This is a genomic window from Streptomyces sp. NPDC025651 (assembly GCF_055558735.1).
This window is the reverse complement of record NZ_JBVHLZ010000004.1, coordinates 126,197-148,683: the sequence shown is the minus strand read 5'-3', so window position 1 is coordinate 148,683 and position 22,487 is coordinate 126,197. Positions and strand designations below refer to the sequence as shown.

Sequence of the window (22,487 nt, the reverse complement as noted above, 5' to 3'; positions counted from 1 at the left end):
TCTGCTGTGGTTGCTCGCGCAGTTCCCCGCGCCCCTTACGGGGCACACCCCGGCGTCCCCCATACGTCAGCCCCCCCCTCAGCGGGACCTGTACACCAACCTGCCGCCGATCACCGTTGCCACGCACGTCTCCGGTCCGCGCCCCACCAGTTCGGCCCGGTCGGCCACGTCGAAGACCGCGAAGCGGGCCGGGCCGCCCGCGGCCAGAGGCGGGAGCAGAACCATCGGGCTCGGCGACAAGGACGGCGGGCCCGGCAGCCGCGGCGGGCGGGCGCCCACCGCGAGGCCGGCCCTGCGGATCGCGTCCAGGACGGGGCGGGCCCGCAGCTCGCCCGCGATCGCCACCGTGCCGTGGGCCAGGAGCCGCTGCACGCCCCGCCGGGCGCTGGCGCCGAGGCGGGAGGGGTCGGCGCGGAAGATCGCACGGGCCCGCTCGCCGCCGATGGGCTCGGTGCCGAGGGCGTCGGCCTCGCGCGGGTCCGGGTGGTACGTGGCTTCGAGGAGCTCGGTCCCGTACGGGTTGAGCAGACCCGGCGTGAGGACGCCGGGCCAGCGCCGGACGCGGGCCGAAGGGTGGGCGGCGGCCAGTTCCTCGTACGGGCCGACGGCGGCGAGGCTCGCGCCGTCGACCAGGGCAGCCGTCTCCGGGGAGTGCTCGGCGACGTGAAGTGTCAGCAACAGGGCCTCAGTTGGTGGCGAGGAGCTTCAGCTCCGGGTGCGCCGTGCCGCCCTCGATCGCCGTGGACGAGATGTGCGAGGCGACGCGGTCGTCGACCGGGTCGTTCGCCGGGTCGTCGTGCACGACGAGGTGCTCGTACGTGGTGGCGCGCTGGGCCGGGACGCGGTCCGCGGTGCGGATCATGTCGATCATCTCGCGGAGGTTCGAGCGGTGCTTGGCACCGGCCGAGGAGACCACGTTCTCCTCCAGCATCACCGAGCCGAGGTCGTCCGCGCCGTAGTGCAGGGTGAGCTGGCCGGCCTCCTTGCCGGTGGTCAGCCAGGAGCCCTGGATGTGCGCGACGTTGTCGAGGAAGATCCGCGCGATGGCGATCATGCGGATGTACTCGAAGATCGTCGCCTGGGTGCGGCCCTTGAGGTGGTTGTTCTCGGGCTGGTACGTGTACGGGATGAAGGCCCGGAAGCCTCCGGTCCTGTCCTGCACGTCGCGGATCATCCGCAGGTGCTCGATGCGCTCGGCGTTGGTCTCGCCGGTGCCCATCAGCATGGTGGACGTCGACTCGACGCCGAGGTTGTGGGAGATCTCCATGATCTCAAGCCAGCGCTCGCCGCTCTCCTTGAGCGGGGCGATGGCCTTGCGCGGCCGCTCGGGAAGCAGTTCCGCACCCGCGCCCGCGAAGGAGTCGAGCCCGGCGGCGTGGATGCGCTGGATCGCCTCCTCTACGGAGACCTTGGAGATCCGCGCCATGTGCTCGACCTCGCTCGCCCCCAGGCTGTGGATGACGAGCTGCGGGAAGTCCTTCTTGATCGCGGCGAAGTGCTTCTCGTAGTACTCGACGCCGTAGTCCGGGTGGTGCCCGCCCTGGAACATGATCTGCGTGCCGCCCAGCTCGACGGTCTCCGCGCAGCGGCGCAGGATGTCGTCGAGGTCGCGGCTCCAGCCCTTCTTGGTGTCCTTCGGGGCGGCGTAGAAGGCGCAGAACTTGCACGCCGTCACGCAGACGTTCGTGTAGTTGATGTTCCGCTCGATGATGTACGTCGCGATGTGCTCCGTACCGGCGTAACGACGGCGGCGCACGGCGTCCGCGGCGGCGCCGAGCGCGTGCAGCGGGGCGTCGCGGTAGAGGGCGAGCGCCTCCTCGGGGGTGATCCGCCCACCTGCGGCGGCACGGTCGAGGACGGACTGGAGGTCGGCCTTCTCGGTCACCGGAGGTCCCTTTCGTAAGGGTTGCGGACGTACCGGGCCAGCCTACGCCAGCCGTTTCGGCCGTCTGACGTCAGGCGGTGTACGCCCCCAGCAGCAGCCCCACGAACGCCCCGCCGATCAGGAAGGGGCCGAACGGGATCGCCGTCTTGCGGCCGGCGCGGCGGGCGACGACGAGTGCGGTTCCGTACAGCGAGGCGAGCAGGAAGCCGGCGAAGGTGCCGAGGACCACGGCGCCCCAGCCGTACCAGCCGAGGACGGCGCCGAGGGAGAGGGCGAGCTTCACGTCGCCGAAGCCCATGCCGTTGGGGTTGATGAGGAAGAGGACGAAGTACGCCCCGGCGAGGGCGAGGGCTCCGTACAGCGCACCCAGCCAGGAGCCGACGTGCTCCGGCACCAGCGCGGCGCCCCCGAGCAGCGCGAGCGAGGCCGCGGCGAGCGGCAGCGTGAGGACGTCCGGCAGCCGGTGCACGGTGAAGTCGACGACGGCGAGCAGCACCCCGAAGGGCGCGAGCAGCAGCCAGACGCCGAGCTCGGGCCGCGCGCCCGTGGTGAGCGCGAGCGCGGCACAGACCAGGGCGGTGAGCGGGGCGACGACAAAGGTGCGGGGCCCGTACCAGTCACCCTTCGGACTCCGGGCGAGCCCGACCCAGGACGCGATCGGCTGCCCGGCCGGGGTCTCACCGCGCCACGCCTCCTGCGGCGGAACCGAGAGACGGTAGGCGGCACGCGGCACGAAGAGCCCGACGAGGGCGCCCCACAGGGCACCGCCGAGGACGAGGACCAGCTCCAAGAGACTCCGTCTCCCTCGTTGTGGGCAGGCGTTCCGCACGGCGAGTGGGGTCTCCCCTGCTCGAGCGAAGCCGAGAGCTTGGGGAAGGGTGGGCACGACCCCCGGTGCCGAGCACCGCGACCGGGGCGTCAGCTGACGGCAGTCAGACCACTGCGCCAGGTCGGCAGCAACTCGTCCAGCAACGCCTCGGTGCGGGGCGGCAGCCCCCGCGCCCCGCTCCGGGTGACCAGATCGGCCGCGACCTGCTGAAGCCTCGCCGGGTCCTCCGTCGCGTGCGTGGCCCGGAGCAGCTCGTTCCACAGCCGCTCATCGCCCGGCGCCGAGCCCAGCGCAGCGTTCAGCGCCTCGATCGCCTTCTCCGCCCGCCCCTTCTCCAGGTGGAACTCGGAGAGCGCGAGCCCGATGTCCGCGACGAGGAGCGGCAGCTGCGCGTCGATGATCTCGTGCGTGAGCCACCCGTACCGCCCCTGGGGCCGGTCCGCGAGCAGCGGCCCCCGCACCAGCACCAGCGCGTCGGTGAGCATCCGCCCCCGCACCGCGCGGTTGCCTGCGCCGCGCCCCTGCGTGGCCTCGTGGTAGAGCGAGCGCAGCACGTCCAGGTCCGAGACGACGGACTTGGCGAGCGTGAGCCGCCCGGTCTGATCGGCCCGCAGCCGCGGCGACCCGTCGGGTTCGGTGCCGAGCCACTCGCGCAGCCGCTCGACGAGCGCGTCGCGCACGTCGTCGGTGACGCCGCGCGGCCACAGCGCGGAGGCGAGCACGCGCGGGTGCACGCCTTCGCGGTGCAGCAGCAGAAGCGCGAGGGCCTCGTGCATCAGCGCGCTGCGGTCGCCGTCCGGCGTGTCGAGGCCGATGATCTCGTACGTACCGACGAGGCGGGCGTAGACCGCGGGGCGCCCCTGCTCGGTGACGTCGACGAGGAACGGCGGCGCGGCGGCCGCGGAGCCGTCGCCGGGGCCGGTCGGGCCGCCGGAGCCCTCCGGGTCGGCCTCCGTGAACAGCTGGACGACGGCGCGCTGCTGGGCCTCGGGCAGCGTCTGGGCCGCCAGTTCGAGGCCGAGCAGCGGGGCGAGCAGCTTGCCGTCCCGGGTGATCTCCATCTGCCAGGCGGCGCCGGGCAGGTCGCCGGACTCGGCGCCGACCAGGTACCCGATCCCCAACCGGCTCGCCTCGGCGGCCAGTTCGGCGAGCTTGACGGCGTCCTCGCCGCTCGGCTCGGCGGCGAGCAGCACGAGGTGCGGGGCCCAGCGGGTGTGCTGGGCGGGGCCGGTGCGGCCGGTGAGCACGGAGTCGTGCCCGGCGGCGCCGAGCGCCCCGCGCCGCTGCCGCGTCTCGGCCTCCATGGTCTCGATGAGCGCCTCGACGTCCTCCAGGTGGCGCAGGCGGTTGGGCGCGAGCGGGGTGAGGTCCTGGCCGAAGCCGACGAGGGTGATGGTCATGCGGTCCGACCAGCCGTTGGTGGCCAGCTCGGCGGCGACCGAGGCGAAGACGGCGGCGCGGTCGGCCTCGCTGCCGCTCAGCGAGACGATGCCGGGCACGGACTCCAGGTTGAGGAGCAGCCGCGAGTCGTCCAGGGTGCCCAGGCTGACGAGGCCGGGGTAGGGCGCGGCGGTGTCCACGTCCCCGTACCGCTCGGCGTCGGCGCGCGAGAGCATCCAGAACGTCTGGTCCTGGCCGAGCTGCCAGGGCGCGGGCGGGCGGCCCGCGGGCTGGGCGAGCTGCAGGTGCAGGTCGCCGTTGCTCAGCCAGGCCGCGTACACGGTCGGCAGGGCGCGGTTCTCCTCGGCGAGCGAGGCGGCGAGGCCGCGCAGCGACAGGTCGAGGAGGCGTACGCCGTCGGGGTCGGCGCCCACGAGCAGCGCGTCCTGCGCGTCGGCCGCGGCACCGGTCGGGGTCTGCGGCTGCATGCCGCGGCGCCCGCCGACGGCCCCCATGGCGGACTGCCACAGGGCGTGCCGGCGGCGGCGGCCGAGGGCGCCGAGGAGTCCCGCGGCGAGCAGGGGCGCGCCGAGGAGGGCCTCGGGGAGCCCGAAGTCGAAGCCTTCGGACTGGCTGCCGGTGGTGGCGGAGGGTGCCTCGGCGGCGGGCCGGTCCGGGGTGGCCGGGGCCTCGGGCATCGCGGGCTTCTCGGGCGCGGCGGGGCGCTGCTCGGGAAGGACGATGTGCGCGGTGTCGCGGTCGACGGAGGAGCCGCCGCCCTGCTCCTGACCGCCGCCGCCCTGCTCCTGGCCGCCGCTGCCCTGATCGCCGGTCCTGGAGTAGTCGGAGATCTGCTCCTTGACGTCCTCGGAGACCTTGGGCGCCTCGTCGGGCATCTCGACGAGCTCGCCGCCGTGCGCGTCCGCGGGCATCTCCATGATCCACCCGGGCCGGATGAGGCTGGCCTCGGAGAGCCGGGACCCGTCGGGCTGCTCGCGGTCCTTGTTGAGCTGGTAGATCTCCTTGTACCGGCGGCCGTCGCCGAGGTGCCGCTCGGCGATCTCCCAGAGGGAGTCGTGGTGGCGTCCTTCCGGGGGCTGGATCCGGTAGTACTTCGTGTCGCCGTCCTTGGCGCCGCTGCCGCCGTCGGCGTGCGCCGCGGCCTGGTCTGCCTGGGCGGCGAGCGCGTCGGCCGCGGTGGCGGCGGCCTGCTGCTCCTGCCCGAAGAGACCGGGGGTCTGCTGGGCGGAGGCGGCGGACGCGGGCTTCTGGTTCCCCTCCAGGGACTGCCCGAACTGCGAGAGCCCCGGCGCGAAGCTGGCGGCGGTGGCGCCCACGAGCAGCAGGGCGGCGACGAGCTGGCGGGCCAGCATCTGGCTGCCACCGGCGCCCGGCACCCGGCTCGGGATGCCGACCCCGGAGAGCGCGGCCTTTATCTCGACGAGTACGCAGGCGGTGAACTGCGCCCAGGCGAACCAGACGACGACGGTCAGCACGTTGATGAACGTGCCGACGGTGATCTCCTGCTGCAGCCAGCTCAGCGAGGGCGATCCGCTGGGCAGCGGCCACCCCACGAAGTACGCGAGGGCTCCGGGCACGCCGACGAGGAGCACGGCCAACGCGACGAAGGCGAGGAAGGCCTTGACGAAGTCCCCGAGGGAACGCCTGCGCCGCGGCAGGGGCTGCGGCGTCCGGTTCCGGGGGGACTGCGGGTTCGGCGGACTCGTCGAGCGTGAGGTGGTGCGCGCCATGGCGGGTGTCCTGGGTTCCTGTGGGGAGGAGTGGAAGGGGTGGAGGGGAAGCGAATCGGCTACTGCGGCGACAACTGAATCGAGTACTGAGGTGATGGTACGGAAGGTGCCGGAGGGCAGACAGGGGCGGAGGCCGGGACCCCGACCCGATTGGTAACTGCTCGCCCCAAAGGCCCGATTCACGCACGGGCTCCTCGCGTCACAGTTCGGTACGGAAGCGTCCCGGCCCCCTCCGATGCCCCACTGCCACACTGGAACCTGGCCGCACACTGGAACCCGTCCGCACACGGGAACAGGCCCGGCGAACAGCCGACGACAGGGGGAGAGGACTCATGGGCAAGGGAAAGAGCGACCTCGCGGTACCGCTCACCGACCTGGAGGACTACGGCAGCCGGCTGCGCTCCATCAAGGACCGCATGAACCGCACCAAGAAGATCTTCGAGTCCTACCGCGACGACATCGGCGACGGCGGTGTGTACGACTCCCTGGAGGACTTCGAGTCCAACTGGGAGGACGGCCGCGAGGACATCGGCCAGCAGCTGGACCAGCTGGCGGACCTGTCCGACGCGGTCGTACGCGAGTTCAAGAAGCTGGACGACGATCTGGCGAAGAAGGTGAACGACGCGGTGAAGGTGAACGAGGGGAAGGGCGGGAAGGGCGGGAAGGGAAAGGACGGCGGCACGTAGTCAGCCGCGGACCCCGACGGCGTACGCCTCCTCGACCTGTCGCCGCGCGGCCTCGCCGCCTCGCCACCGCCTCAGCCGACCTCGTTCTCCGCGGCCGCGCGGCCCTTCACGGTGACGTCTCCGCCGTAGAACATGCCGGTGAACACGGGGCTGTAGGTCATCTGGACCTCGACCTCGACCTGCTGCGCGTTCGCCGTCACGCAGTGCGTGTTGGCGACGTCCGAGGCGATGAGGCCGGCCTCCTCGACGAAGGCCCTGACCCGCGCGCCGCAGTTCTCGTAGTTGATGGGAGCGCCCTTGGCCCCCTCGTAGATGCCCTCGGTGTCGAGGTCCTGCGCGGCGTAGCGCGCGGCCTGCTCCGCGATGTCCGCGGCGCGCTCCCGCTTGGAGATGGAGAGCCCGCCGTCGATCACGAACGCGGAGAGCGTGAGGAAGACGATCGCGAAGATGATGACGGCACCGGCACCCGAGCCCCGGTCGTCGAGGCGCTCGCGGCGCGACGCGATCCAGTCGCGTACGACGGTTCCACGGGGGACGGCCTCGTGCGGAAGGTGCTTCACGCCGACCTCCGGTACGGGTCCAACGGAGAGCTGAAGGTGGCGTCCAGCGTCGTCGTGATGTTCAGGCCGAGCATGGCCAGGCCCCGGACCTCGCAGCTCACTTCGACCGTGAAGAAGGGGTCGACGTCGGGGTCGAAGCCCTCGCTCTTCTGGACCACGCTGACCGGGCCCGAGCAGACGTCCGCGAGGTCGGCCCTGGCCGCCTTCCGCGCCTCTGCCATCGCCGTGCCGTACTCCTTCTGGATCGACCCGGCGCGCGCCGCGTCCCTGGCCGCCCCGTCGATGGCCCCCCGGCCGTCGACGAGCTGCCCGAAGGCGACGAGGACCAGGATGAAGAGGATCATCACGGGGGCGAGGATCACGACCTCGACCGTCGAGAGGCCACGGTCGTCGCCCGCGCCGCGGCCCGGCACCCGTCTGCGGGCCTCCGCCCATGCCTGGCGTACGTTCCGCATCAGCCGTCCTCTTCCACGAACCGCTCCACCGGCCCCGCCGACTCCGCGTGCACCGTCAGATCGAGCCCCGGGAAGACCGTGGGCACCCGCGCCGTGATCTCCACGCCGACGGTGGTCTGCTCCGGCTGGATCGTCTTCACGTTCGGGCCGAGCACCAGCTTCGGGCCGAGCTGGCGGATGTACGCGTCGGCCACGTCCTGTGCCTCGCCCCGCCAGCCGCCGGGATTCTCGTCGGCCGTGGCGCGAGCCTTGCGCGCGCCCGCCTGCGCCGCCGCCTGGGCGACGTGGTCCGCGAAGAAGTACAGCGCGAACTGCACCGTCGCGAAGATCATGAAGAACAGCACCGGGGTGAGCAGCACGAACTCGATCGCGGTCATGCCGGATTCGCCGCGGGTGGAGGCGGCCTCCACCCTGCGGCGTACGAATCCACGCGTTCTCCGCACCCGAACCCCGTCGCCCTTCACGATGCCGTCAGCAGCCAGTTGTCAGTCGTCAGCAGCCAGTCGTGCCGAGGTCAGCAGGTGCTGCCGGCGTCCGCGCCCTTGATGCAGTCCTCGACCTTCTCCGCGCCGCCCTTCAGCGCGCCGTTGATGATCGCGGCGACCACGCCCACGATCGCCACGACGACCGCCGAGATGATGACCCACTCGACCGCGGACGCGCCGCGGTCCAGCTCACCGGAGCGGGCGCGCTGCACGCGGCCCTTCAGGAAGGTCACGAGGAAGTCGACAGCCGGGTGACTGAAGTTCCGTCCGTTCATGATGAGTTGTCCTCTCAGAGTTGGTGGGGGGAAGAAGCGCCGGCCCCCGTTGTCGCCGACGCCACCTAGACCTGGAACACGCGCATCGCCGCCGGGAAGATGAGGAAGACCAGGAAGCCCGCGCACAGCAGCAGCTGCGCGACCAGCATCGACTGGGACTTCTCGCCCGCGCTGCCCTCGATCTCGGCCAGCTCGCGGTGTCGCATCGTCTCCGCGCGGGAGGCGAGGGACTCGCGCACCTTCGCGCCGTCGTCCGCCACCAGCGCCAGGGACGCCGACAGGTCCTTCAGCTCTTCGACGCCCAGTTCCTCACCGAGCGAGCCGAGGGCCTGCCACTGGCTGACGCCGGTGATGCGGGCGTCGGCCAGAGCGCTTCGGATACGTTGCGTCGCCCATCCGTCGGAGACCTCCGCCGCCGCCATGAGCGCCTCGGGGAGGCCACGGCCGCCCGCGAGGCTCATCGACACCAGGTCCAGATAGGCGCCGATGACGCGGCGCAGATCGCGCCGCTTGTCCGCCGCGTCCCTGCGCACTTCCAGGTCCGGCAGGAAGAAGAAGAGCGCGCCGAACATCAGCGCGAGCCACACCGGGATGATCGGGCTCCTGCCGAAGCCGAGCGTCCAGATGACGGCGAAGAGGAACGGGCCGAAGAACACGCCGGCCGCGGCCAGCAGCACCTTCGTCGCCAGGAACTTCTCCCAGCTGCGGTCGAGGACCGCGAGGTCCGCCCGCAACGACCGCTGTTCCCAGCCCTGTTGGAGGTAGAAGTCCGCGACGCGCCGGCCGACGCGCGAGCGCATCGTGCCGAACCGGCCGGGCTGCTCCGTGTCCGACGTCGCCCGGTGCGACTCGTACGCCGCGCCGCGCGCCCGCATCGCGTCGATGCGGGCGACCGTCGCGACCGCGCTGCGCCTGGACGGCATCAGGGCGCGTACGAGGGCGAAGACGCCGAGGCCGAGGACCGCGCCGATCACTATCGGCATCGTCAGGCTCATCGACGTACCCCCTCGGAGGAGTTGGTGTAGCCGGGCAGCCCCTGCTGGGTCGCGCCCGGGCGGCCGAACTGCGGGGCCTGGCCCGGCTGTTCGGGGCCCCCGGGGGCGCCGCCCGCGCCGCGCGGGCGGACGAACTGCACGCCCGGCTCGTCCTTGACCAGGAAGCGGTCGGGCGTCTCCACCGTCGACAGCTTCCGCAGCCACCAGAAGCCGAGCGCGAACAGGGCGCAGACCATGGCGAGCACGACCTGGCCGACCGCCGTGCCGTACGGCGCGACGAACTCGCGGTTGAAGATGGACAGGCCGAGGACGAACGCGATCGAGACCGCGACGACGATCTGGACCGAGCGGCGGGTCGAGGCGCGCTGCGCCATGACGCGCTGGCGCATGTCGACCTCCTCGCGCGCCGACTTGGCGAGCGCGCCGAGGACTTGGCGCAGGCCGGGGCCGCGCAGCTTGGCGTTGAGGATGAGCGCCGCGACGATGATGTCCGCCGAGGCGTCGTCGATCTCGTCGGCGAGGACCTGCAGGGCCTCGGGGAGCGGGGTGCGCGCCCGCAGGCGGTCCACCAGCGCGTCCAGGTGGGGGCGGAGCACCGGCGCCGCCGCGCGGGCCGACGCGGGGATCGCCTGCTCCAGGCCGACCGCGCCCGCGATGGTGTCGCGGAGGGATTCCGTCCAGGCGGCGAGGGCTTCCACGCGGCGCATCTGCGCGCGCTCCTCCGCGGCGCCGCCGAAGAGCTTGTCCCAGAAGAAGACGAGGATGCCGGACGCGATGCCCGCCACCGCCCAGCGGGTGAGGAGCAGGACGACCAGGCCCACGCCGATCGCGGCCGAGCCGCGCCGGCCGACGAAGCGGATCAGTTCGCTCGCGCGCTCGCTCGCCTTGTGCTTCTCGTGCTCGGGCTTGGCCGGCAGGCCGCGGATCGCGACGGCGAGCAGCGCGAGGCCGCCGCCCGCGGCGATGCCGCAGCCGAGCGCGTACAGGACGGGCAGCGAGAACAGCCCTCCCATGGAGCCGAGACCGCCCGCGGCGGCCGTTGCGTTCATGTCGTGCTCACCCCCATTGCCCGGCGGGGCGGTAGCCGAACGCGGCCAGGTCGTCCATGCAGGCGATCGGCGCGTGCGCGACGACGCGGCCGTCGGGCGCCTCGGCGAACACCTCGCTGGAGAGCACCCGCCCGTCGACGCCGTTGACCTCGCGGACCGAGGTCACCATGCGCTGGAGCTTGCCGCCGGACTGGTAGTTGTTGCGCCGCTGGATGAAGACGACGAAGTTGACCGCTCCCGCGACGAGCATCTGGCTCGCCTCGATGGGGAGCCGCTCGGAGGCCTGCAGCGCGTACGTCGAGATGCGGTTGAACACCTCGCTGGAGCTGTTGGCGTGGATCGTGGAGAGCGAGCCGTCGTTGCCCTGCGACATGGCGTTGAGCATGGTGACGATCTCGTCGCCGAGTACCTCACCGACGATGACGCGGGAGGGGTTCATGCGGAGGGAGCGGCGGACCAGCTCGGCCATCGAGATCTCGCCCTGGCCCTCGGAGTTGGGCAGGCGCTCCTCGAAGGCGACGACGTTCGGGTGGAGGTCGGCGAAGGTGTCGAGGCCGAGCTCCAGGGCGCGCTCGACGGTCACCAGGCGCTCGTGCGGCGGGATCTCGTTGGCGAGGGCGCGCAGCAGCGTCGTCTTTCCGGCGTTCGTCGCGCCGGCGATCATGATGTTCTTGCGGGCCCGGACCGCGCAGGCCAGGAAGTGTCCGATCTCCGGCGTCAGCGTGCCGTTGCCCACCAGGTCCGACATGAAGACCTTGCCCATGCGGGCACGTCGGATGGAGAGCGCGGGGCGCCGCGTGACGTCCATGACCGCCGACAGACGCGAGCCGTCGGGCAGGCGCAGGTCGAGCTGCGGGTTGGCGGAGTCGAAGGGACGGGACGACAGACCCGAGTAGGCGCCGAGCACCTGGATGAGCTCGACGAGCTCCTCGTCGGTCTCGGCGACCGGTTCGGCCTTGGTCTCGCGGCCGTCGGCGTATCCGACGAAGACCTGGTCGCAGCCGTTGATGTCGATGTTCTCGACCTCGGGGTCGTCGAGCAGCGGCTGCAGCCGTCCGACGCCGAAGAGCGCGGCGTGCACGGCGGCCGCGTACTGCTCCTCGGTCTCCGCGTCGAGCGGGGTGCGCCCGGCGTTGATCTCCGCGCGCGCGTACTCCTCGAGGATCTGCGCGATGACGGCGCGGGCGTAGTGCCGCTCGTCCTCGCCCGACATCGGGGTGACGCCGGAGACCTGGTCGAGGCGGCGCTGCTCGGCGATGCGGTCACCGGCGTCCTGCCGGAACCGCTTGACGAGCTGGTGATCGACGGACGTGCTCATCGGCCCGCCCCTGGCTGCTGCGCGACGGGGTTGGTCCAGGCGGCGCCGTACTGCTGGTACAGGTCGACGGTCACCTTGCGGGCCGAGCGGATGAGCAGCGACTTGTCGAGCCGTCCGCGCCTGCGGCCCGCCAACTGGTCGGCACCCGCCGGGTCGTCGGCGAGGGTGCCCACGACGCGGGCGCCGGTCTGCGCGGCCGCCAGCATCTCGTTGACCTGGTGGACGAGCTTGGCGGACGTCGACGGGTCGGCGATCAGGATGACGCCGATGAGCGGCTGGGCGAGCGTGGCCGCGCCCCGGCCGCCGCCGTGCAGTTTGGCCGCGAGGGCGGCGGCGCGGTCGCGGACGCGCGCCAGGGCCTCGGGCTCGGTGCGCGAGACGAGCAGGACGAGCGCGGCCTGCGGGAAGAGCTCGACGGCCGGGGTGTCGCCGCTGACGCGGCCGCAGTCGGCGATGACGTCGGCGGGCGCGTGCGGCGAGTCGGCGAGCTGCGAGAACGCGCGGCCGAGGGTGGGCCAGAGCCCGGCGAGGCCCGCGGCCTGCTCGGCCACGCCGAGCCCGACGAGGACTTCGAGGCCCCCGCTCAACGGCTGGACGTGGTCCCAGAGTTGGTCGGGCACGAGGCCGCGGCGGGCGGTGGCCGCGATCGACAGCATGCCCGTGTTGGGGTTGAGCGGTCCGCCGTGTGCCGCGGCACTGCGGTAGACCAGGTCGCCGCCCGCGGGGTCGGTCTCCGCGACCAGCACGCGGCGCGGCCAGACGGCGGCGAGCGCGACGGCGGCGGTGGTGACGCCGGGGGACCCCTTGTCGGCGGCGAGAGCGATGAGCGCCATGTCTCTTGTACTCGCCTCTAGTTGCCGGTGTCGGAGATGCGGGCGACGACGACCTTGCCCTCGGACGCGGCACTGGCGAGGGCCGCGACCTCCTCCTGGGGGACGACGAGCGTGATGCTCAGGTTGCCGGTGCTCACGGTGGCGTCGCTCTTGGAGGCGATGGTGTTCACCTTGGCGGAGGCGACCAGGGGCGTGCCGGAGGTGCCGCCGCTGCCGCTGGACCCCTTGCCGGTGGAGGTGCTGGAGACGACGGGGAAGGCGGAGACGGTGTCACCGACCTTCAGGTCGGCCGGGTACTGGCCCTCCTTGAGGGAGAGGCCTACGGAGGCCTTGCCCGCGGGCAGTCCGCTCTTGGCGCCGAACATCTCGCCGACGGCGACGACGCCGCCGGGGATGGTGCTCTTGGCCTTGAGCTTGGCGAGGGCGCCGCGCTGCTCGTACGGGATGTAGTTGATGGAGTCGTCCTCGGCGACCATGACGCCGGTGATGTTCTCTCCGTCGACCACGGATTCGCCGGCCTGAATGGGCTTGGTCACCTTCACGACCTCGACGCGGTCGCCCGCGCGCAGCACGAGCACGGTGGCGCCGAGGGCGCCGACGAGGATGAGGAGGACGGCCAGCGCGGCGAGTGCCGGTTTGCGCTCGCGAGGCGGCGCGGGAAGGCGCTCACCGACTCCCGGCTGAGCCGGTGCGGCAGAACGGTTGTTGCCCGCCCCCGTACGCTCCTGGATCTTCACGCAACTGCTCCCCGCACACCCAAGAAGATTCGGTCAATTCCATCATTTACGACACCGGCGACTCTCTCGCCCGCCTCGGGCGGGCTATTCAGCCCCAGGCACAGTGTCAAGTCATCGCACCGTATCAGCAGCACATAAGCCCCTCAAGGCGCGTTAAAGATCGCGAAGCTCACACTCCCCATCGTTATCCACGCGCAATCCGGGCTCTTCGGTTGCACCGCCGTTCCTGGGCCTCGGGGGATGGGCGGAGTGTGCGGGCGCGAAGAGGAATGGTTTGCTCAACGGGTGGCGCGGACAGGGGTGATGGGGGTTCGCGCGGGGTGCGCGCGAGGGTCGTTCCCTGAACGTCGGCCTTCAGGGGGACGCCGGAAGAGGCGGCCCCGGTTCCCGCCCTCACCGAATGCCCGCCACCCCTCCCCATGACCCACGCAACTCCGGTCGCCGGCAACCCCGGGCGCGACGGAATGAACCCACCTCGCGCATTCGCCCTCTCTCATTTCAGCGCGAGGGGAACCGTGCGAGTTCGTTGAACGGCCAATCAAGTGCCGTTCAGGACAACTCAGTTGCCCCTTCTGGTACGGACCTTTCGCGCGCAGTGCACGTAAACAGCACAGGTACGCGGTAGATGTACGAAACCGTAATTCCTGTACGAACACCGCAATTCCTGCCGTACGAGAGAGAACACAACCCCCCATGAGAACCTCCGCACGCAAGACCTCCGTAGCCGCGGGCCTCGCCGCGGCCGGTGCCGCCCTGGCGATGGTCGCCGCCTCCGCGCCCGCCGCGCACGCGATCATCGGCGGCACCGAAGTCCCCAACGACGCCTACCCGTTCATGACCGCGCTCCTGGCGAAGGGCCCGGGCAGCGCGCTCGACCGCCAGTTCTGCGGCGGCAGCCTGGTCACGCCGGACACCATCGCCACGGCGGCGCACTGCCTGGTCGACGACGCGGGCAAGCCGGTCAAGCCGAAGTCGCTGCAGGTGGCGGTGGGCCGCACGGTCCTGTCCGCCAAGCAGGGCCAGATACGGAACATCGCCAAGGGCGGCGTGTTCGTGCACCCGCGCTACCTCAAGGGCCAGGAGGCGTACGACGTCGCCTTCCTGCAACTGGAGAAGCCGGTCCGCGGCATCTCTCCCGTCGCGCTGCCCACACAGGGCACGGACGCGCTGATCCGCCCGGGCCAGAAGGCGACGGTCGCGGGCTGGGGCAACACGGACACGGAGCTGCCCCACACCCCGGACCGGCTGCGCCAGGTGAAGGTGCCGATCCTCTCCCACGCGGAGTGCGGGACGAGTTACAAGGAGTACGACGCGAAGGTCAACTTCTGCGCGGGCGTCGAGGCGAAGGACTCCTGCCAGGGCGACAGCGGCGGCCCCATCTTCCGCAAGGTCCCCGGCCGCCAGGCCCCGATCCTGGTCGGCGTCGTCTCCTACGGCGACGGCTGCGGCGCGCAGGGCGCTCCCGGCGTCTACACGTCCCTCAGCTCGGACAAGCTGTGGAAGACGATGGGGGAGTCGGCTTCGGCGAAGAAGGTGAAGAGGGCGCTGAACCGGCGCTGATGTGAGCGGGCCCGGGACGCCGCGCGCCTGCGGCGGCGTCCCGGGCCGCAGGTCTCGAGTGGACGCGCGTCAGACGACGTCGGAAGCCACGGCGACATGAGCGGGTGCGCGTCGGCCCACCACGTCGACGAGCGACTCCAGCGGAAGCGACCGCCACCAGGCGGAGAAGTCGTCTCCCTGATCGCCGCGGAACCACCATTCCTCGCAGTCACCGAGAGCTTCGAGTTCTCCCGTCACCTGACACCGCACTTCGCACGAGACCTGGGTGTAGCACTCGTGCTCCCCAGAGGAATCCAGGGCCTCGAACTGACGCGTCAAATTCACGACGAAAAGCGGTTCTCCGGTCAAGGAATCGACCCCGTACTCGAACAGACACCCGTCGACGTCCGGGCCGTCGGGCACCGCGAAATCGATACGGGCGAACTCGGCGAAAGAGCGCAGAGCGGCGACGAGCGGCCCGTGCTGCCCGGCGGACTCCGCCGCCAGGCGGCTCTGGAGCCGGGCGGCGGCCTCTTCGACAGGGAGCGGATTGGGCACAGCTTTTCCTTTTCCGTGAGGGGACTTCAAGCCGGCCAGGGACCCGCCGGCATTCCTGCCCGCACGCGCTTCAAGGCATCACGCTCCCACCGGGGTCGCGCGCCCCGACGTCAGGTCCTACTCCGCAAAGCGGAACGTGGACGTCACCGCGTCGAAGATGTCGAAGAACGAGTCCGCGAGGTCCAGGATCTGGCTGCTGCCCGAGACCAGGGCGACCTTGCCCTCCTGGCCGGGGACCGGGATGAAGGTCTGCATCAGGACGACGCGGATCGTGCGGTCGTCGCCCTGTACGGAGACGTCCTCGATGCCGTACGTCCGGGCCGCGAGGCCGACGCCAGGGATGTCGACCGTGGTGACCTTCCGCCACGCGTCGCCCTCCCGCTTGGCCTCGCGGACGCCGAGCTGGGCGACGATGCGCTCGGGGTCGGTGGGGAGGATGTCGCCGTTCGGGGTGCGGGCGCCGACCAGGGAGACGGTGACCGAGCCCGTGACCGGCGTGTCGCCGCCGAAGCTCTCCGCCATGCAGCCGCAGTACAGTGCGCCGGACTGCCAGGCGTCCTTCGAGGCCTTGCGCAGGAACGCCTCGAAGGTGTCCCGGTGCGGGGCCAGCTCCGGGCGGGCGCGGACGCGGTCGTTGATCATCTGCCGGATGGCGGCGTCGCGCGACTCGGGGCGCACGTCGAACTCCCACCACGTCTCCGGCACGTTGATGCTGAATCCGCCGCGCGCGATGGTCTGCGGTGCTGTGTAGCGGGCCATGGCTGGCACCCTCTCCGTCCCCCGGTCCGACTGTGTCTGCGTCCGCCAGCCTACGGGGGCAGCTCCCCGGCCCTCCCCGGCCGCTCCCTCCCCGGTGGCTCCCCGACCGTTCCCCGGCTACTCGCCGGTCGCTCCGTCGATCCGCTCCCTGAGCAGGTCGGCGTGGCCGTTGTGGCGGGCGTACTCCTCGATCATGTGCGTGAGGACGTAGCGGAGCGAGTACGTGTCGTCGCGGAAGCCGACGGTGGCGTCGAGGGAGTCGAGGCCGTCCACGACCGCGCGGGAGCGGGCGCATTCGGCGTGCCAGATCTCGAAGGCCTCGTCGGGGTCGGCGTCCGCCACGTCGAAGTCGGCGTGCTCGCCGGGCACCCGGCTCTGCCAACCGCCCTTGTCCGCCTCGCCGTTGAGTACGTTGCGGAACCAGCTGCGCTCGACTTCGGCGAGGTGGCGGACCAGGCCGAGCAGCGACATGTCCGAGGGCGGCACGGCCCGCTCCTTGAGCTGCTCGGCGGTCAGCCCCGCGCACTTCATCGCGAGGGTTTCGCGCTGGTACTGGAGGAAGGCGGTGAGCGAGACGCGTTCATCTGCGCCGGCGTGCGGGGGTTCGGTCCTGGGGCGGGGGGCGACCACGCGGGCAGGTATCTCGGGCATCGGGCCATCATGCCGAGGGGACGGCAGGCCGTGCTCGGAATTTATGCGGGCGGTGAAACCGACGCCATTCGTCCCCACCATGCACGAACTGGGCCATTTTTATCCGGGACATCGGAAATCTACGTACGGCGGGCAAGGCATTCCCCACTCGGAAAAGTTGGCCCTGGCGAAGCCATCGACCCCTTCAGTACCTTCGGATGGCTTGTCGAACTGTCGCCCCCATGGGAGTCACACGTGAACCGCAGCCACATCCGGCCCATCGCCGTCTCGCTCACGGCCGCCGCAGCCCTCTTGCTGACGGCATGCGGAGGCGGGGACGGCGACGGCGACTCCGGGAAGGACAAGATCGCCGGGGCCGACGGGGGCACGGAAAAGAGCGCGTCGCCGAGTGAAAAGGCCGACAAGGAAGCCGACATCATCCGGCCGGAGATGAAGTTCCCCTCGGACGTGGAACTCGCCTTCGACAAGGGAAATGCGTCCGCCGAGCAGGCCGCGGCGCTGGGCGACGCCCAGAACTTCGTACGCGCCGTCATCTACGGAATCGTCAAGCAGGACTCCGACGACGCCACGTACAAGTTCTACTCGGAGATCCAGAGTCCCGCGTGGAAGTACGCGAAGCAGCAGATCAAGGCCAATATCGACGCCGGCGTGACGGTCACCGGTGAGAGCCGCTACACCCGCACGCAAGTGAAGCCCGTCGAGGGCACCAAGGACGTCGTCGTCACGTTCTGCAGCAACGACTCGAAGTTCTACAGCAAGGACATCAAGAGCGGGAAGACGCTCCGCACCAAGGAAAGCCTCAGGGACTACTCCCACTGGCAGATCGGCATGACTCCGGCACACAAGACGAAGGGTCTGTGGCACGCCAAGGCGATCCAGGTGCAGGAATCAGCCTCCCAATGCAGGGGATAGCAGGGGACTACGGGGATAACGGGGATGACTTGGATGACGGGGATATCGGCAACAGTCGGGAAAACCACGCGTAAGGCACTCGCCGTATCGGCAGTCTGCGCCTCTCTGATCGTGCTGACGAGCACTCCGGCCATGGCGGGCCTCGGCCCCGGCCGCGGGACCGCGGAAGCGACCGAAGGCCCCGAGCGCACCTACGGGGCAAAGGTCACCATCAAGTACACGTCCTCCGGAGAAGGGGGAAACGGTTCGGGCCCCGTGACGTCCGTCGACCCCAACTGGACTCCGCCCGCCTGCTGGTACGCCCCCGAATGGAAGGCCACCGAGTTCCGGGACTGGCGGCAGCGCCTGAACTACATCGCGGTGCACGACCCGGGCGCCGGTGACGCCCGTACGGAGATCTCGGACGAGAACGAGAACTACGCCCGCGGCGATTACGACAATTTCAACATCGACAAAGAGAAGGAAGGCATGTGGTGGGGTGCGCAGCAGAACCCCGATGCCCCGCTCGATGAGCAGATGAAGTGCGATCGGGATCCGTTCTGGGTCAAGAACGGCGAGATACCGGAGGACGTTCCCGAGGTCATCAAGCCGGAGACCCTCGCGGGACTCGCGTACAACCAGATCCAGGTGCCCGGCACCAAGGTCTCCCTCGCCCCCGAAGGCGCCTCCAAGGTGAACCTCCCCACCTGGGCCTGGCTCGACAAGGGCGAGTTCAAGCCCGTGTCCGTCACCGCCTCCCTCGACGCCCCAGGGCTCCACATCGAGGCCACCACCACCGCGACACCCGTCTCGCTCACCCTCAAGCCGGGCACCGACGACGCCAAGTTGCTTCCCGCGTCCGGCACTTGCGCGATCAACGGCGACGATTCGATCGGCGAGCCGTACGCGAAGGGCAAGGCGGACCAGACCCCGCCGTGCGGAGTCGTCTACCAGCGTTCGTCGGGCGACGGCACGTACGACCTCCAGGCCACCGCGACTTGGGAGATCACCTGGAAGGGCACCGGCGGAGCCGAGGGCACGCTGCCCAACGGCGAGTACGGCAACGACCAGGCCGTCAAGGTCGAGGAGATCCAGTCGATCAACCGGTGAGGCGCCCGGTTCCCCCCCTCCTCCCATGGCGACAGATCCGTCGCGGAAGTAAAGTGCGCCGAATGGATGAGGGGGGCTTCGGGGCCATGGGGGCACGGAACACAGGGGCTGACGTCGTTCGCAGGTGGCGGCGGCGTGGGATTCGCAGTTTGCCCCTCTTTGCCGTCTACGTCTGTCTGTTCCTCGTCGCGGCCGCGCTCACGGCCGCCACCGCCGCACCGGCACACGCCGCGGACGGCACCGGCGGCAGCTCGGCCACCCAGGCCGCCACCCTCGCCACCCACCTCCGCAAGAACCCCGTCTACGTCACCGACCAGCTCCCCCGCGCCGTCCCCCGGTCCACCGCCCCCGACTTCGCCGAGGTGGCCGAGGGGATCAAGGAGCGGACGGGTGTGCGGACGTACGTACTCGTGCTGCCCGGCTCCGGCACCAGCATGGCGAACAAGGCCCTGCTCGGTGCCGTGCACGACCGGCTCGGGCGGGACGGGCTGTACGTGCTCGTCGACGAGCACTCCGTCGCGCAGGCCGTCGCCTTCGGGGTGCGCGCGCCCGCCGACGCCGCCTGGACGACCCAGCTGTATGAACTTCCGTACGACGCAGGGCCGTTGCTCAGCTTCGAGCGGTTCGCCGACGTCGTCTCGCTGAGCGGGGAGAAGGCCTCGCAGCGGGCCGAGGCCGCCCGTGAGAAGTACGGGTCGGACGGTGCGAACGGCAGCCGCGGCGAAGAACCCGAGCAGCTGCACATCAGTCCCACCGACCGCCGCAATCAGTCCTTCCTCACCGGCATCGCGCTCACGGGCCTCCCGCTGCTCGTCCTGCTGATCTCCCCCTACGTACGCCGATGGTGGCGGCGGAGGAAGAGGGGAACGGCGGCCGTCGAAGCCGTCTCCCTGGACAAGGACGGCGGGGCCCCGCCCCGGCCCCGACCTCGTCCCCGCCGACCGCACTGGATCGAAGCCGCCCTCGCCACCGCCCTCGCCACCGCCGTCGCGCTCACCGCCACCGTCCTCTTCGACCAGACCACCTCCAGCGCCGCGCCCCCGCCCACCGCCGCCGACATGGCGTCCCGCGTCGACCGCGTCACGGACGGGCTGCGCCGCGCCCCCCTCTACAGCGACCCCGAGAGCCCCCGCCCCCTCACCGCCCGGCAGCTCTCCGGCCTCCGCTCCCGCATGAAGGACGCCGACTACGGTCCCGTGTATCTCGCCCTCGTGCCCCAGGTGACCGAGGACGAGTCCGGCGGCGACCCCGAAGCCTTCGCCGACGCACTCCACAACAAGCTCGGCAAGGCCGGCGTGTACGTCGTCGCCGATCCGCTCTCGGGCGACATCGACGTCGTCACGTACGGCGTACGCATCGACGCGAACCGCGTCGCCTTCGACCTGCCGGACGGCATCAGCTACGACGACTCGGACGACCGATCCGACGACCACCGGCTCGGCGAACGCCTCGGGAAACTCCTGACGTTCCTCGACGACGCGCCCCGCACGGACGCCCCCGAGACGTCGTCGCTCGGCTACGAGGCGCCCGACCCCGTCGAGGACACCGCCCTGCCCCGCCTCTTCAGCACGGACTTCTGGCCCGGTCTCCTGGTGGGCGCGATCGGCGCCGTGATCGTCTTCGCGCTGGTCGCCGCCGTCCTCGGGATTCTGGGGCGTGCGGTGCCGGGGCTGCGTACCGCCGCTCCCGGAATCCGCGTCATCCGCTCTCCCGCAGGGCCCGAGGACGGCACCCTCGTCGGCTTCGACGCCCCCACCGATCCATCGCCCGCCTACCTCCGCCGCACCGCACGCGACGAACTCGACGCCCTGGCGAGGGAGTTCGACCCGGACGCCGCGCTGCCCTCCGGCCTGCGCACCCGCGTATGGGACTGCCTCGACACCGCCACGCTGCTCGCCGACCGCGACGCGGGCGGGCCCGACGGCCGCGTGGACGACGACGTACCGGCCGCCGACCTCGCCGCCGCCGTCACGCTCGCCCGCATGGGCCGCGCCGCCCTCGCGAGCCGCGACACCACCAAGCCCTGCTGCGCGCTCAACCCGCTGCACGGCCCCGCCACCGGCTGGCGCGACGCCCAGTACGCGCCGGAGGACGGCAGGCGCCGCACCATCCCCGTCTGCGACGCCTGCCGCGCCTTCGTCACCGAGCAGCCGGGCCTCGCCCACACGCGCCGCCTCACGCTGCCGTCGCCCGCGGGCGGGCGCGGCGCCGACCGCGTCCTGTACGAGGACGCCGCGGGCCCACTGCCCGCCGCCCGCAAGGGAGTTCCCCAACTCATCCGCCAGGTACGGGAGTACGCCGGTGTCCAGTGACCACCCGAACCCTCGGAAGCCGCAGAGCCGTCGCCGCCCGGCAATCTCCCCCGCCGCCGCTGCCGCCCTGATCGCCACCGCCGTCCTGGCCCTGCTGACGCCCGCGTCCATCACACCCGCGCACGCCGCTCCGCCCACCCCCGGCGAGAAGATCGCGGACGCGCTGACCGAATCCCCCGTGTACGTCGATCCTTCGTACGCGGCATCCGCCGTGACTCCCGCCCGGCAGAAGGAACTTGTCCGGCAGATCGACGCGACCGGCCTGCCCATCAAGGTCGTCCTCGTACCGCTGGCCAAGGGCGACGCGTACAACGGGGACGCGGACACGCTGGCGGCGGTCGTACGCGACCGCCTCAAGGACCGCGGCCCTGAGGCGGGCGGCGGCCCCGGGGCTGGCGGCGGCCCCGAGGCGAGCGGCGGCCCCGAGGCGAGCGGCGACCTCATCCTCCTGACCACCGACGGCGAGTTCCACGACTCGATCCGCGGCCACGAGTGGCCCGGCGAGACGCACCAGGCCGAGGACGCCGCGAACGCCGTCGACCTCATGGACGAACTGGACGACGCGAGCCTCGCGGACAAGACCGCCAAGGCGATCACCGTGATCGAGCGGGGCAACGGCACGGCGGAGTACGAGAAGCAGTCGAAGAAGCTGGACGAGGACCTGGCCCGGGACGGCGACGCGGCGAACGGCAAGCGCGGGGACTCCGGCGGCAGTCGGGACGACGGCCTCCGCTGGCCCCTCATCGCGGCGATCGCGGTGGCGGCGACGCTCGCTGTCGCACTCCTCGCAACCTTCCTCGTACGTTCCGGTTCCACACGCCGCCGCACGGCCAAGGCCGGCGCCCCCTTCGCCTTCCCCCAGGCCGTCTTCGCCGCTGCACGCGCCGCCGACGAGGCCGAGCTGCGGCGCCGCGCGGAGGCGGAGGTCCTCGCGCTCGGCGAGGCGGCGCGGGCGACGGACACCGCGGCGACGCCGGGCCTCCAGCGGGCCCTCGACGCGTACGCCGCCGCGGGCACGGTGCTCGACGGGGCGCGCGGCATGCCGGACCTGGCCGGGGTCCTGGCCCTGGTGACGGAGGGCCGCGACGCCCTGGACGGCACCCCCGACCCGCTCCCCCTCTGCTTCTTCAACCCCCTGCACGGCCGCGCGGCCCGCACCGTCCGCTGGCGCCCCTTGGGCCGCCGCGACCACCTCCGGGTCTCCCCCTGCGAGACGTGCGCCGACGCGGTCCGCACCCACCGCGCCCCCGAGGTCCTCACGGACACGGCTCCTCCGGACGACCGCCCGATCCCCTACTTCGAGGCGGACGCGGAGTCGAGCGTGTGGGCGGCTACGGGGTACGGGTCCCTGCTGGGCGACCGGGCAGAGGACGGGCTCGCGAGGCGGGTGGGGCGGGGGGACTTCTCGCGGGGGGCGGGCGTGACGTGA

General features: G+C 71.6%; 22 protein-coding genes. 6 read left to right on the top strand and 16 right to left on the bottom strand.

The genetic code is table 11. From position 1 onward, the window contains the following. Positions 1-78 precede the first annotated feature (78 nt). The 4 genes from ACZ4D5_RS16985 to ACZ4D5_RS16970 form a co-directional block, all read right to left on the bottom strand. Complete coding sequence (locus ACZ4D5_RS16985; protein ID WP_467773174.1) at positions 79-678, bottom strand: hypothetical protein; 600 nt, start codon at positions 676-678, stop codon at positions 79-81. Positions 679-685: 7 nt separating this feature from the next. After that, the gene (gene mqnC / locus ACZ4D5_RS16980; RefSeq protein WP_467773173.1) at positions 686-1,885 is read right to left on the bottom strand and encodes a cyclic dehypoxanthinyl futalosine synthase; all 1,200 of its coding nucleotides are present in this window, start codon (positions 1,883-1,885) and stop codon (positions 686-688) included. A 70-nt stretch (positions 1,886-1,955) separates the two neighbouring features. After that, a complete protein-coding gene (locus tag ACZ4D5_RS16975) occupies positions 1,956-2,675 on the bottom strand; it encodes a prepilin peptidase (RefSeq protein ID WP_467773172.1) in 720 nt (239 codons plus the stop codon). 128 nt (positions 2,676-2,803) lie between these two features. After that, positions 2,804-5,845 carry a BTAD domain-containing putative transcriptional regulator gene (locus ACZ4D5_RS16970; RefSeq protein WP_467773171.1) on the bottom strand — a complete coding sequence of 1,014 codons (3,042 nt, stop codon included), beginning with the start codon at positions 5,843-5,845 and terminating at the stop codon, positions 2,804-2,806. Between the two features lie 332 nt (positions 5,846-6,177). Here ACZ4D5_RS16970 and ACZ4D5_RS16965 point away from each other — a divergent pair, with 332 nt between their 5' ends. After that, on the top strand, positions 6,178-6,531 hold the full coding sequence (locus ACZ4D5_RS16965) for a hypothetical protein (RefSeq protein ID WP_467773170.1): 354 nt from the start codon (positions 6,178-6,180) through the stop codon (positions 6,529-6,531). Between the two features lie 71 nt (positions 6,532-6,602). Here the strand turns inward: ACZ4D5_RS16965 and ACZ4D5_RS16960 are convergent, their stop codons facing one another. The 9 genes from ACZ4D5_RS16960 to ACZ4D5_RS16920 all read right to left on the bottom strand — a co-directional run bounded on the left by ACZ4D5_RS16960 (position 6,603) and on the right by ACZ4D5_RS16920 (position 13,238). Continuing rightward, entirely contained in the window at positions 6,603-7,091 is a 489-nt protein-coding gene (locus ACZ4D5_RS16960) for a TadE/TadG family type IV pilus assembly protein (RefSeq protein WP_467773169.1), read from the bottom strand. Then, complete coding sequence (locus ACZ4D5_RS16955) at positions 7,088-7,546, bottom strand: TadE/TadG family type IV pilus assembly protein (protein WP_467773168.1); 459 nt, start codon at positions 7,544-7,546, stop codon at positions 7,088-7,090. The genes ACZ4D5_RS16960 and ACZ4D5_RS16955 overlap by 4 nt, the downstream gene beginning before the upstream one ends. Continuing rightward, positions 7,546-7,923: a TadE family protein gene (locus ACZ4D5_RS16950; protein WP_467773573.1), complete on the bottom strand. Its 378-nt coding sequence runs from the start codon at positions 7,921-7,923 to the stop codon at positions 7,546-7,548. Before ACZ4D5_RS16950 ends, ACZ4D5_RS16955 begins: the two co-directional genes overlap by 1 nt. Positions 7,924-8,060: 137 nt before the next feature. Next, complete coding sequence (locus ACZ4D5_RS16945; RefSeq protein ID WP_467773167.1) at positions 8,061-8,306, bottom strand: hypothetical protein; 246 nt, start codon at positions 8,304-8,306, stop codon at positions 8,061-8,063. 65 nt (positions 8,307-8,371) lie between these two features. Next, positions 8,372-9,301 carry a type II secretion system F family protein gene (locus ACZ4D5_RS16940; RefSeq protein WP_467773166.1) on the bottom strand — a complete coding sequence of 310 codons (930 nt, stop codon included), beginning with the start codon at positions 9,299-9,301 and terminating at the stop codon, positions 8,372-8,374. Beyond that, complete coding sequence (locus ACZ4D5_RS16935; protein ID WP_467773165.1) at positions 9,298-10,350, bottom strand: type II secretion system F family protein; 1,053 nt, start codon at positions 10,348-10,350, stop codon at positions 9,298-9,300. Before ACZ4D5_RS16935 ends, ACZ4D5_RS16940 begins: the two co-directional genes overlap by 4 nt. A gap of 7 nt (positions 10,351-10,357) precedes the next feature. Beyond that, positions 10,358-11,668: a CpaF family protein gene (locus ACZ4D5_RS16930; protein ID WP_467773164.1), complete on the bottom strand. Its 1,311-nt coding sequence runs from the start codon at positions 11,666-11,668 to the stop codon at positions 10,358-10,360. Further along, positions 11,665-12,501: a hypothetical protein gene (locus ACZ4D5_RS16925; RefSeq protein ID WP_467773163.1), complete on the bottom strand. Its 837-nt coding sequence runs from the start codon at positions 12,499-12,501 to the stop codon at positions 11,665-11,667. Before ACZ4D5_RS16925 ends, ACZ4D5_RS16930 begins: the two co-directional genes overlap by 4 nt. A gap of 17 nt (positions 12,502-12,518) precedes the next feature. Beyond that, the gene (locus ACZ4D5_RS16920) at positions 12,519-13,238 is read right to left on the bottom strand and encodes a hypothetical protein (protein WP_467773162.1); all 720 of its coding nucleotides are present in this window, start codon (positions 13,236-13,238) and stop codon (positions 12,519-12,521) included. 693 nt (positions 13,239-13,931) lie between these two features. Here ACZ4D5_RS16920 and ACZ4D5_RS16915 point away from each other — a divergent pair. Beyond that, positions 13,932-14,798 carry a S1 family peptidase gene (locus tag ACZ4D5_RS16915; RefSeq protein ID WP_467773161.1) on the top strand — a complete coding sequence of 289 codons (867 nt, stop codon included), beginning with the start codon at positions 13,932-13,934 and terminating at the stop codon, positions 14,796-14,798. 69 nt (positions 14,799-14,867) lie between these two features. On the opposite strand, the gene ACZ4D5_RS16910 is transcribed toward ACZ4D5_RS16915, so the two are convergent. The 3 genes from ACZ4D5_RS16910 to ACZ4D5_RS16900 form a co-directional block, all read right to left on the bottom strand. Beyond that, positions 14,868-15,335 carry a hypothetical protein gene (locus ACZ4D5_RS16910; RefSeq protein ID WP_467773160.1) on the bottom strand — a complete coding sequence of 156 codons (468 nt, stop codon included), beginning with the start codon at positions 15,333-15,335 and terminating at the stop codon, positions 14,868-14,870. A gap of 117 nt (positions 15,336-15,452) precedes the next feature. After that, on the bottom strand, positions 15,453-16,094 hold the full coding sequence (locus ACZ4D5_RS16905; protein WP_467773159.1) for a hypothetical protein: 642 nt from the start codon (positions 16,092-16,094) through the stop codon (positions 15,453-15,455). Between the two features lie 117 nt (positions 16,095-16,211). Next, positions 16,212-16,745: a DinB family protein gene (locus ACZ4D5_RS16900; RefSeq protein WP_467773158.1), complete on the bottom strand. Its 534-nt coding sequence runs from the start codon at positions 16,743-16,745 to the stop codon at positions 16,212-16,214. A gap of 234 nt (positions 16,746-16,979) precedes the next feature. Here ACZ4D5_RS16900 and ACZ4D5_RS16895 point away from each other — a divergent pair, with 234 nt between their 5' ends. From ACZ4D5_RS16895 to ACZ4D5_RS16880, 4 genes are all read left to right on the top strand, one after another. Beyond that, positions 16,980-17,657, top strand: coding sequence for a hypothetical protein (locus ACZ4D5_RS16895; protein ID WP_467773157.1), 678 nt, complete (start codon positions 16,980-16,982; stop codon positions 17,655-17,657). A 111-nt stretch (positions 17,658-17,768) separates the two neighbouring features. Then, a complete protein-coding gene (locus ACZ4D5_RS16890) occupies positions 17,769-18,746 on the top strand; it encodes a hypothetical protein (RefSeq protein WP_467773156.1) in 978 nt (325 codons plus the stop codon). Between the two features lie 149 nt (positions 18,747-18,895). Next, positions 18,896-21,058 (top strand): hypothetical protein, encoded by a 2,163-nt coding sequence (locus ACZ4D5_RS16885; protein WP_467773155.1) that lies wholly within the window; start codon positions 18,896-18,898, stop codon positions 21,056-21,058. Next, positions 21,048-22,487: a hypothetical protein gene (locus ACZ4D5_RS16880; RefSeq protein ID WP_467773154.1), complete on the top strand. Its 1,440-nt coding sequence runs from the start codon at positions 21,048-21,050 to the stop codon at positions 22,485-22,487. The genes ACZ4D5_RS16885 and ACZ4D5_RS16880 overlap by 11 nt, the downstream gene beginning before the upstream one ends.